Annotated in this window: 9 protein-coding genes and 2 tRNA genes; 3 read left to right on the top strand and 8 right to left on the bottom strand. The window is 33.9% G+C overall.

Translation table 11 applies throughout. The annotated features are described in order from the left end of the window. A partial coding sequence (locus DF185_RS13785; RefSeq protein ID WP_133250042.1) for a lamin tail domain-containing protein occupies positions 1–1,649 on the top strand: 1,649 nt, incomplete at its 5' end. A 203-nt stretch (positions 1,650–1,852) separates the two neighbouring features. Here DF185_RS13785 and lpxK read toward each other — a convergent pair. Together lpxK and sppA are read right to left on the bottom strand one after the other, a co-directional pair. After that, positions 1,853–2,980, bottom strand: coding sequence for a tetraacyldisaccharide 4'-kinase (lpxK, locus tag DF185_RS13780; RefSeq protein ID WP_110361322.1), 1,128 nt, complete (start codon positions 2,978–2,980; stop codon positions 1,853–1,855). 223 nt (positions 2,981–3,203) lie between these two features. After that, complete coding sequence (gene sppA / locus DF185_RS13775; protein ID WP_110361321.1) at positions 3,204–5,000, bottom strand: signal peptide peptidase SppA; 1,797 nt, start codon at positions 4,998–5,000, stop codon at positions 3,204–3,206. A gap of 173 nt (positions 5,001–5,173) precedes the next feature. On the opposite strand from sppA, the gene folK reads away from it, so the two are divergent. Further along, positions 5,174–5,662: a 2-amino-4-hydroxy-6-hydroxymethyldihydropteridine diphosphokinase gene (folK, locus tag DF185_RS13770; protein WP_110361344.1), complete on the top strand. Its 489-nt coding sequence runs from the start codon at positions 5,174–5,176 to the stop codon at positions 5,660–5,662. A gap of 50 nt (positions 5,663–5,712) precedes the next feature. On the opposite strand, the gene upp is transcribed toward folK, so the two are convergent. From upp to DF185_RS13740, 6 genes are all read right to left on the bottom strand, one after another. Continuing rightward, positions 5,713–6,369 carry a uracil phosphoribosyltransferase gene (upp, locus tag DF185_RS13765; protein ID WP_110361320.1) on the bottom strand — a complete coding sequence of 219 codons (657 nt, stop codon included), beginning with the start codon at positions 6,367–6,369 and terminating at the stop codon, positions 5,713–5,715. A 95-nt stretch (positions 6,370–6,464) separates the two neighbouring features. Further along, complete coding sequence (gene radC / locus DF185_RS13760) at positions 6,465–7,160, bottom strand: RadC family protein (protein ID WP_110361319.1); 696 nt, start codon at positions 7,158–7,160, stop codon at positions 6,465–6,467. Positions 7,161–7,280: 120 nt separating this feature from the next. After that, positions 7,281–7,532, bottom strand: a complete 252-nt coding sequence (gene rpsT, locus DF185_RS13755; RefSeq protein ID WP_054716451.1) for a 30S ribosomal protein S20 — start codon at positions 7,530–7,532, stop codon at positions 7,281–7,283. 27 nt (positions 7,533–7,559) lie between these two features. Next, positions 7,560–7,634 (bottom strand) — tRNA-Glu (locus DF185_RS13750). A 59-nt stretch (positions 7,635–7,693) separates the two neighbouring features. Then, positions 7,694–7,765 (bottom strand) — tRNA-Glu (locus tag DF185_RS13745). 232 nt (positions 7,766–7,997) lie between these two features. After that, positions 7,998–8,939, bottom strand: coding sequence for a hydrogen peroxide-inducible genes activator (locus tag DF185_RS13740; protein WP_110361318.1), 942 nt, complete (start codon positions 8,937–8,939; stop codon positions 7,998–8,000). Positions 8,940–9,428: 489 nt separating this feature from the next. On the opposite strand from DF185_RS13740, the gene DF185_RS13735 reads away from it, so the two are divergent. Then, positions 9,429–10,736 carry an acetyl-CoA hydrolase/transferase family protein gene (locus DF185_RS13735; RefSeq protein ID WP_110361317.1) on the top strand — a complete coding sequence of 436 codons (1,308 nt, stop codon included), beginning with the start codon at positions 9,429–9,431 and terminating at the stop codon, positions 10,734–10,736. Positions 10,737–10,793 lie beyond the last annotated feature (57 nt).

The following is a 10,793-nucleotide window of genomic DNA, read 5'->3' as shown; positions in this document are numbered from 1 at the left end:
TAGTACATGAACATGATGTTGTTATTAATGAAATCATGGCCGATGAAAGCCCAACACAAGGATTACCCGAGTATGAATACATCGAGTTATACAATACCAAAAATTATCCAATTTCAGTTGAAGGTTGGAAATTGCAAATAGGCAGCAAAGAATTGTTGTTTTCCTCTGATACAATTCAAGCAAATTCATTTTTAATTCTTTGTTCTAACGCCTCTAAGGAAGATTTTTTGATTTATGGAGATGTTCATTCTTTATCTAGTTTTGGTGGTTTAACTAATTCAGGAAACCGTTTGGTCTTGTTTTCTGCACAAGGAAAAACAATTGATGAGATTGCATATTCCGATACCTGGTATCAATTAGATGAAAAAAGTGATGGAGGTTGGAGTTTAGAGCGTATTGACCCAATGAATTTTACTTGGCAAGAACCTAATTGGAGAGCATCTAATTCTGCAATTGGAGGAACACCAGGAAAACAAAATTCTGTATTTGCAGAGAATAATGATCAGGTTCTTCCAAAAATTGAGGATATACAAGTTATGAATTCAAATTCGGTACGAATAACTTATTCAGAACCAATGCAAGAGTTAGAAGTTCTTCAAATTTTAAATTATGAACTGGTGCAGGGGAAGAACCTAATATTCGAGATTCATAAAATGGAGGAAGTTAAAACGATAATCGAAATTGTTTTTAAGGACCATTTGCTAGAGAATGCAAAATTTAAATTAGAGATTTCTGAAAAAGTAACAGATTTGGCAGGTAATCCTTTAAAAAGTAATCTGGTAGAATTTTGGATACCTACTTTAGTTCATCAGGGAGATATTGTAATTAATGAGCTATTATTTAATCCTTTGGCAGGAGGTTCTGACTATGTAGAGTTGTATAATCGAACTCAAAATATTTACGATTTATCGCAACTGTATATTGGTAAAAAAGATGAGAATTATTTGCTAACAGATAGTGTTAAGTTGGCCAAGAAACAGATTCTATTGCATCCTGAGTCATACCTCTTGTTTACAGCTGACTCTTTAAATATTACTGATAATTATTACACCTCAAATACTGCAGTTTTTCATCAAGTGAGTTTGCCAAATTATCCAGATAAAAATGGAAGGATAGTTTTGTACACAAAAGATGAGCTTATTGATGATTTTGAGTATTATGAAGAGATGCATTTTGAATTGCTGGCAACTAAAGAAGGTGTAGCATTGGAGCGTGTTAATCCGGATGAAGAAACGAATTTAAATTCCAATTGGCAATCGGCGGCACAAAATATTGGTTTTGGAACACCGGGCATGAAAAATTCAGTTTATAGTGATATACAGGAAACTGTAGAGGAAGTTAGTTTGTCTTCAAAAATATTTTCTCCTGATAATGATGGAATTGATGATCGTTTGTACATCAATTTTAATTTAGAAGATGATGGATTTGTAGCGAATATCAGAATATACAATTCTTTAGGAAAGGAGATTAGGAAACTTGCCAGTAATTTGTATTTGGGAACTGATGATAAAGTATATTGGGATGGATTGAATTCAAAAAGGGAAAGGTTACCTATAGGGATTTACCTTGTTTATATCGAAATGTTTAATCCCGATGGCCGAATGAAAACCTATAAGAAGACTTGTGTAATTGGAGGGAAACTGAAGTAAAATATCAGAATTATATTCATTAAAAAAAAGAAATTCAATGCTTGATTATTTATGTTTGATTTTGTAACTTGATGAAGCATAGAGCATTTAAAATGAAAAATCTTATTTTGGCATAAGCCAAAGTGCTTTTGCAATAGCTGTTAATTAATGTAGTGGTTAATAAATGGTAGAGTAAAGGGGAATGTTTTAATTCCCCTTTTATTTTATATTGAATCTGTTTCGATATTGTGCAGGTTACTTGATCGCTTATTTTTCTTGACGTAGTTTAAAATCTGATTGTCGAATTTCGACTTGTCTTCATTCAAGAACTTAATACATAAAGGAACAAAGAATAAGTGTTTTTTGATGCTTTCTTGCTTGATTTCCATATCGAAAATGCGAGTAGCATCCTTTTCTGTGGTAATAATGATTTTATTATCGCCAGGTAGTTCATTAAATCTTTTCTCAATAGATTGAATATCCTTCTGGTTAAACGCATGATGATCTGGAAAGTGCAATTCTTCAATTGTATTTGAGAAACCATCGAGATACTCTCGTAAAGGCTTAGGGTTTGCAATTCCTGTTACCAAAAGGATTGAAAAGCTTTCCTTATTCCAATTTTCATCACCAATTTTTACCGCATCTTTGCCAAATACGGGTTGAAGATTTCCATAATCTAAACAAGTAAAGTACAGTTTTTGATAAGGCAATATTTTCAGCTCCTTCACAATGATTCTTCTCTCAATTGGAGTCATGTTAGCAGGCGTCTTACTCACAATAATGATGTTTGCTCTTGATCTTTCTTCTGCACTTTCTCTCAAACGACCATATGGCATTATAAAGTCACGAGTAATTGGTCTGTTGTAGTCAATTAAAAGAATGGATAAGCCAGGCTTTATATATCTGTGCTGGTAGGCATCATCAAGTAGAATCGCACTTAAATCATTTCCATGTTCACTTTTAAGCAGATTTTTAACTCCATTTACCCTTTTGCTATCAACAGAAACCAGTATGTCAGGAAACTTACGTTTGATTTGCATAGGCTCATCACCTATCAAATTAGCAGTGGAACTTTCATCCGAAAGGATAAATCCTTTGCTTTTTCTTTTGTATCCACGGCTTAGGGTAGCAAGTTTGTAATCATCTTTTAAAAGAGTGATAAGGTATTCTATATGAGGAGTTTTGCCAGTTCCTCCAACGGTAATGTTACCAACCGATATGATTGGAATTTTAAATTCAGTACTGGTTAGTATATTTAAATCGAAGAGCATATTGCGCATTGCCACAATCAATCCGTAAAGTAAACTAAATGGTAGTAGTAAAACTTTTAAAAAACGGGATAATGCTTTCATCGATTATAGTTTTAATCAGGTGTATAGAAACATCTCCTTCGAGATTGATTCGTAATAGTAACAATTAATTCCATATTAAATTTACAGAAATATTTGTTAGTATTTATAAGGAATTAAATATGACAATAATTTTTTATTTAGTTGATAAAAATATAGTGAATCCTGAAATAAAAAAAATCCTCAATTTCTTGAGGATTTTTTTATGTGAACAAATTAATGAAAATTAGTTTAGTTCTATTTCGTATGGCAAGCGAGCCTGAATACCGCCTAAATTCATAATGCTTTGAGCTTGATTGTAATATCTGTAAGTATCACCTAACTCAAATTTTAAGAATCTGGTTTTAGCTTCACCAGTAATATCATTTATTAATTCCTGAATAGGATCTTTTTGTTTAGGAAGAGAAACTATTCTATAGTCATCTTCTAAACCTGCTTTTTCTTTTGCAATCTCAATTGCTGTTTCTAAGCCACCTAAAACATCAACCAAACCGTTTTCTTTGGCATCAACAGCACTCCAAACTCTTCCTTGTGCCACTTCATGAATTTCTTCTTTTGTGCGATTTCTGCCATCTGCAACTCTTGTTAGGAATGTATCATATCCTTCGTTAATGATATCCTGAAGAATTACTTTTTCGGTTTTTGTGAATTTTCTTGAAGAAACAGGAACAACCATTAATGGATAACCTCCTCCAAAAGCTGAATGTTTGTTGGTACCGTATGAATCGGTTGTGAAACCAATTTTATTCTTAATCAATTCTTCACCCGAGAAGAACAAGCCATAGATACCGATTGATCCGGTAATGGTGTTTTTGTCAGCTACAATTGTATCTGCAGGACAAGCAATGTAATAACCACCTGATGCAGCAACGTTACCCATTGAAGCAATAACCGGCTTTTCTTGAGATGCCAATTCTACTTCTCTCCAAATAATATCAGAAACCAAAGCACTACCGCCTGGTGAGTTTACACGCAATACAATGGCCTTAACGGTAGAGTCTCTTCTTGCTTTACGAATAGTGCTAGCCAATTCCGGACCAATTGCGGTTTCGCTTTGTTCATTTCCAATGGCGCCTGAAGCATAAACTACTGCAATTTTATTTTTCGAGAATTTTGAATCAGCATCTGGAGATTTTGCATAATCAGAAATACTAATTTTTCGAAGTTTCTTATCATCTTTAATGTCAGTAAGTTTTCTTAGGATGTCATTCATTTCATCCTGGTAGATTACACCATCAATCAAGTTGTGTTTTTTAGCATCAGCTGCCTTTTTAATGGCAAATGCGTCAATTAGTTCATTTAATCTATCAACCGAAATACCTCTTTCTTCCGAAATTCCTTTTAAAATTTGGTTCCAAATGTCACCAACATAAGCCATGGTTTGTTCACGACTTTCGTCACTCATATCGTCTCTGAAAAACTGTTCTGTTGCCGATTTGTATTTACCAACTCTAATTACTTGAGCTTCTACACCAATATTCTTAAGGAATTTTTTGTAAAAAGTTCTTTCTCCCCCCATACCAAGAAGCATTATCATTGCTTCAGGATTTAAGTAAATGCTATCAGAAACAGAGGTTAGGTAGTATGCTTTTTGTGAGTATCCAAAATTGTTGTAGCTCACAATAAATTTACCGGTTTCCTTAAACTCTTTAAGTTTGTTTCTGATTTCTTCGATAGAAGCAATACCTCCAAAATTGGCAGAAACATTACTAATATTTAAATAGATACCTTTGATTTTTTCATCGGTTTTAGCCTTTTCGATACTTTCTAAAATGGTTGTTAAACCGATGCTTGAACTGCCGGTTCCTGGTAAATCCAATTCATCAAATGGATTATCTGCACCTCTATCAGCAAGTGATTTGTTTAGTTTGATTTCCAGAACACTTTTGTTTTTAACAGTTACAGGCTTATCAGCACTCGATGCGATTCCAGCAATAATCACGATACCCAAAAACAAAAGAAGAAATCCACCTACAATAACTCCTAATATGGAGGCAAATGTAAATTTAAAGAAGCTTTTCATATTGATTTTCTTTTAATTGATTATTCTAATTTATAAGATGCGAATTTATGTAAATAGGCATTATAACAAATATATCTAATTAAACTGATAGAACTTTGAAATGCTTATTATTTTCGATGTATATTTTGTTTCGAAAGATTTCTTTGTTTCTTTTACCGATCAAATTAAAAAAGATGGCAAAAGTATATTTCTTGATAGGTGGAAATTTAGGTGATAGAGAGAAGATTCTGAAAAGTACAGTTGAAGCTTTGGGAAATGATGTTGGAAAAATTCTGAAAGTTTCGGCTATATATGAAACCGAACCATGGGGATTCGAACATGAGCAGAGTTTTCTGAACCAGGTGGTGGTGGTAGAGAGTAAATTATTACCGGAGGCAGTTCTTGATCGTACCCAGGAAATTGAGAAAAATCTTGGTCGTGTAAGAAAGAAAAATCGCTACAGCGAGAGAACCATTGATGTGGATATACTGTTTTACGATGATTTAATAATTGACACAGAAAAACTGGAAGTACCACATCCAAGAATGGGAGAAAGGATGTTTGCTTTGGCTCCTTTAGCTGAAATTGCGCCTGATTTTATTCATCCAGTAATGTACAAGAGTATCTTGGAAATGAAAAATTCTTGTCCTGATGAATCAGAGGTAAGTGTTTTTAAGGCATAAAAAAGGACTGTCATAAGAACAGTCCTTGAAAATATTATCAAAAATAATGATTATCCTAGTTTAGCACCAAAAGCTAAATCACCAGCATCGCCACAACCTGGAACGATATAAGATTTGGTATTTAGTTCAGCATCAACAACACCATTCCAAATGGTAGTGTTTTCTGCAGGTAAATTGTTCTTAATAAAATCAACACCTTCTTGACTTGCAATTACAGAAACAATGTGTACGTGTTTAGGAGTACCTTTGGTTAGCATTGCTTTGTATGCTAATTCCATTGATGATCCTGTTGCCAACATTGGATCGGCAAGAATAACCACTTTGCCATCGATAGAAGGAGATGAAATGTATTCGAAATTAATTTTGAATTTTCCATCTTCGGTATGCTTACGATATGCAGAAATAAAAGCATTTTCTGATCTATCGAAGTAGTTTAATAAACCATTGTGCAAAGGAAGACCTGCTCTCAATATCGAAGCTACAACAACTTCATCCTTTGGAAGAGAAGTAACTGCAGTGCCAAGTGGAGTTTCCACTGATTGATCTGCAAAATCTAAAGTTTTACTGATTTCGTAAGCGTATATCTCACCAACTCTTTCAAGGTTTCTTCTAAAGCGAAGAGGATCGTTTTGAACGTTAACGTCTCGGATTTCAGCTATAAATCGGTTAAAAAGGGAGTTGTTTTCTCCTAATGTATGGATCACCATGTTTTATTATTTAAAAATTAGCTGAGCGCAAATATAGCCATATTTCAATAATATTAAGGAAGGAAATGAAGGAAAAATTCGTAATCTAATTCATTCTAAATTAGAGCTTCATCGGCAAAACTATAGTAATCGTTTTCGCCAATTATTATATGATCTAATATTTCGATATTCATTAGTTTAGCAGCTTCTTTCGATTTGGTTGTAATGTCCTTATCTGCTGCAGAAGGAGCCAAATTTCCAGAAGGATGATTGTGACAAAGAATAAGATTAACAGCCTCAAGTTGTAAAGCCTCTTTTAGAACCAATCTGATATCGAAAACTGTGCCTGTAATTCCTCCAGAAGAAACATTTTTAATCTCGATTACTTTATTGGCTCTATTCATAAATAAAACCCAAAACTCTTCATGTCCTATATTCTCTACGAATGGGAATAAAATTTCGAAAGCGTCTCGACTACAAGTAACTTTTTCTTTTTGTTTGCTCTGAAATGCTTTTTGTCTTCGACCAATCTCCAGTGCTGATATAATACCAATGGCTTTTGCTTCTCCAATTCCTTTGATCGTCATTAAATCATGAATGGATTTTTTTGCCAGTATATTAAGGTCGTTATTGCAATATGAGAGTATCGATTTGGAAAGTTCGACAGCGGATTGATTGCGATTACCACTACCAATAATAATAGCTAAAAGTTCTGCAGTAGATAAACTTTTAACTCCTTTGTACATTAACTTTTCTCTGGGACGATCTTCAAGAGCCCAGTCTTTAATGCTTAGTTTGTTATATTCATCCATAGTTTGTTGTGTAAATACTTAACTAAAGTTATGAATTTACATAAACAAAACCAATATGAAATATGTGTATACACAAAAAGGGTTCTCATTGAGAACCCTTTATAACAGAGTTATAGTGTCTTACAGCTTGTTAACGTGTGAAGCTAATTTAGATTTCAAGTTAGCAGCTTTGTTTTTATGAATTACATTAATTTTAGCAAGTTTATCCAACATTGCAGTTACCTTTGGAAGTAATTCATTAGCAGCTTCCTTATCTGAAGTAGCACGTAACTTTCTTACAGCATTTCTTGCAGTCTTCGCGTAATACTTATTGTGTACTCTTTTCTTCTCAGACTGTCTGATTCTTTTAATTGCAGATTGATGATTTGCCATCTCTTAAAGTTATCTAAATTATTATCTTGGTAGTCCGTACGGGAATCGAACCCGTGTTACCAGAATGAAAATCTGGCGTCCTAACCCCTAGACGAACGGACCATTGGTTTATTAATGCGCAGCAAATATAAATCAAAATTTAATCGCTGCAAAATTCTTAGTAGTCCGTACGGGAATCGAACCCGTGTTACCAGAATGAAAATCTGGCGTCCTAACCCCTAGACGAACGGACCATCTAATTTTTCAGAGCTGCAAAGGTAAGTTATTTTTTTAAAACTGCAAACACTTTGCGAAAAAAAACTCTTTTTTTTGCTTCAGGAATGTTGAAGCGTTAGCCCCTTGTTTTTTCCTTTTGCGCTGCAAAGAAAGAGATAATTCTTTATTCCTGCAAAACTTTTTTTGAAAAAAAATCACACTTTTTTTTGTCAAAGAAACTAACTGCTTAGTTATAAGCTAAAAATAAATTTAGCGCCATTCAACAATTGTTCCTCTATCGCTACTTAAAAAGTTATTTGGGATGATATTTTTGATTTGATCAGCTAATAAATCCAACAATCTATTTTTTGTGTAGTGACGAGAATACACCAAACTAACCTCTCTTAAAGGGTTAATATTTGTGAATTTTTTCACCTGTTTAAGTTTATCCTCGGGCATATATTGAGTGGCTAACTCAGGAATTAGTGTAAATCCTCCTTCACGATCTACAATTTTCATTAATGTTTCAAGAGAATTACTTTCAAATTCGAATGGCAATTCCTGATGTTGTAAATCATGCATTTCACAAAGATTAATTACCTGATTTCTGAAACAGTGTCCATCACTAAGCATCCATATTTCTGGAGTGGCAATATCTTTTACCTCAACAATAGGTTGTTTTAATAGAGGATGATCTTTGTGAGCGTAAATCATCATTTCTTCATAAAATAGATGTCTCTCTCGAATTTTATCATCTTTTGCAGGTGTAACAAAAATACCTACATCAATTTTATCTTTTTTAAGGCTTTTTACAATTTCTTCGGAAACCATTTCTTCCACCTCAACTTTAATCGATGGATATTTTCTGATATAGTCACCAATAAACATTGGAAGAAGAAAAGGAGCCAAGGTTGGAATAATTCCAATTTTTAAATTCCCTTCAATGGTATTTTTGTGTTCTTTAATGATCTCATCAACCTTTTGGGTTTCGCTAAGTATGATTCGGGCTTGTTCAATAATATCTAGGCCAACATCGGTTGGAATGATGGGTTGTTTGCTTCTGTCAAATATTGTAACATCCAAATACTCCTCCAATTTTTTAATCTGCATACTTAAAGTTGGCTGAGTAATAAAGCACTTTTCGGCAGCTGTTGCAAAATGACGATAGGTGTCAACAGCCACAATATATTCAAGTTGGGTGATCGTAATCATTAGTCTTGTCGTTTTTTTTAAATTCTCTCAAATATAAACATTATCTATAACACTATAAACAATATTGATTTGCTTGATGCAGAATTGCTTCGTATATTTGATATAGAAAACAAGGAAAACTATTTTTCACAAGTACTTACAACAAAAATAGTATACCTTATTAATAGGGTTAGTAAAAATAATAGTTTGATAGTTTTTGTTATTTAAGTTTTATTAGATGTTTGGGTTTTGCAGCCGGGAGTTTGGGTCTCCCGGCTTCTTTATTTTATATAGGCCTGTTTTAAGATCCTTCCGTTTTATATAAATTATAAAGTTATTTGTTAAAGTGAATTTTCTTTTGATCTAATTCGCAAAGTCTTAATTATGAATTGATAGTGAAGATATGTTGTGTAGCACTCATGCTGAATAGCAGAAATTGCACTTAAAAAATATACTACTTTAGTCGGCGAATTAGAAATTTATAAACATCAATATAAAAACCGATTAGAGATGCATAAAGAGATTAAAACAGTTTCTTTTGAAGAAGCAGCAAAGGTAATTAAGTCTGGAGATAGAGTGCACTTGCACTCAGTGGCGTTGACACCTCATAAATTTATTAACGCAATGTGTGATCGTGGTCGTAATGGCGAAATTTACGATGTAACTATTCAGCATATTCACACAGAAGGACCAGCTCCTTATGCTGATCCTGAATTTGAAGGAATTTTTAATCTTGAGTCATTATTTGTTGGGGCTAACGTAAGAAAGCAAACTCAAGCTGGTTATGCTGATTATATTCCTGTATTCTTAGGAGAAACTCAACAATTGATTCGTGAAGGAGTTTTAAATGTAAATGTTGCAGTTGTACAGGTAAGTACTCCTGATAAGCATGGTTATGTATCTTTAGGTACTTCTGTTGAAGCTAGTAAAGCAGCAGTTGAAGAAGCTGATACTGTGGTGGCAATTATTAACCCTAATGTACCTCGTGCTTTTGGTGATGCAATGATGCCATTATCAAACTTTGATATCTTCTGTGAAGATAACTCTCCACTTATCGAGCACCACAATGCTCCTTTATCAGAAATGGATATTGCAATAGGTAAAAATGTTGCAGAATTGATTCCTGATGGTGCTTGTTTGCAAATGGGTATTGGAGGTATTCCTAATGCTGTTTTGGCTCAGTTAGGAAATCACAAGGATCTTGGTGTTCACACTGAAATGTTTGCTGATGGTCTTCTTCCATTGGTTGAAAAAGGTGTTGTTAACGGTAGAAACAAGAAATTGGATCCAGGTAAAATTGTTGCTGGTTTCTTGATGGGAACAAAAGAACTATACGATTTCGTTGATGATAACCCAGGAGTTTTAATGATGGATGTTGCTTATACTAATGGTGTTGGTATTATCAAGCAAAATCCAAAAGTATGTGCTATCAACTCTGCACTTTCTATTGATATTACTGGTCAGGTTTGCGCAGACTCAATCGGAACTAAACATTATTCAGGTGTAGGAGGTCAGATTGACTTTACTCGTGGTGCTGCAGCTTCTGAAGGTGGTGTTCCAATTATTGCTATGCCTTCTGTTACTGGTAAAGGTATCTCTAAAATTACTCCAACCTTATTAACTGGTTCAGGTGTTGTAACTACTCGTAATAATATGAGATGGTTTGTAACTGAGCATGGTGCAGTAAACTTGTTTGGTAAGTCACTTCAGCAAAGAGCTAAAGCAATTATCTCTGTTGCTCATCCAGACTTTAGAGAAGAACTTGATAAGGCTGCCTTCGAAAGATTCGGAAGTCACTATCACTTTGTACGTAAGTAAAAATTGCTTAATAACTAGCAGTTCATGACATATGAAGAGGCATCCATTTGGGTGCCT

This window comes from Marinifilum breve (genome assembly GCF_003202155.1).
Taxonomy (GTDB): domain Bacteria; phylum Bacteroidota; class Bacteroidia; order Bacteroidales; family Marinifilaceae; genus Marinifilum; species Marinifilum breve.
The sequence above is the reverse complement of the archived record's forward strand: the minus strand, read 5'-3'. Positions and strand labels throughout refer to the sequence as shown.

Excerpts from the sequence above, each read along its gene's own strand:
- lpxK (WP_110361322.1), bottom strand. The coding sequence starts at position 2,980 with ATGAAAGCATTATCCCGTTTTTTAAAAGTTTTACTACTACCATTTAGT.
- radC (WP_110361319.1), bottom strand. The coding sequence starts at position 7,160 with ATGGATGAATATAACAAACTAAGCATTAAAGACTGGGCTCTTGAAGAT.
- DF185_RS13740 (WP_110361318.1), bottom strand. The coding sequence starts at position 8,939 with ATGATTACGATCACCCAACTTGAATATATTGTGGCTGTTGACACCTAT.
- sppA (WP_110361321.1), bottom strand. The coding sequence starts at position 5,000 with ATGAAAAGCTTCTTTAAATTTACATTTGCCTCCATATTAGGAGTTATT.
- rpsT (WP_054716451.1), bottom strand. The coding sequence starts at position 7,532 with ATGGCAAATCATCAATCTGCAATTAAAAGAATCAGACAGTCTGAGAAG.
- DF185_RS13735 (WP_110361317.1), top strand. The coding sequence starts at position 9,429 with ATGCATAAAGAGATTAAAACAGTTTCTTTTGAAGAAGCAGCAAAGGTA.
- folK (WP_110361344.1), top strand. The coding sequence starts at position 5,174 with ATGGCAAAAGTATATTTCTTGATAGGTGGAAATTTAGGTGATAGAGAG.
- upp (WP_110361320.1), bottom strand. The coding sequence starts at position 6,369 with ATGGTGATCCATACATTAGGAGAAAACAACTCCCTTTTTAACCGATTT.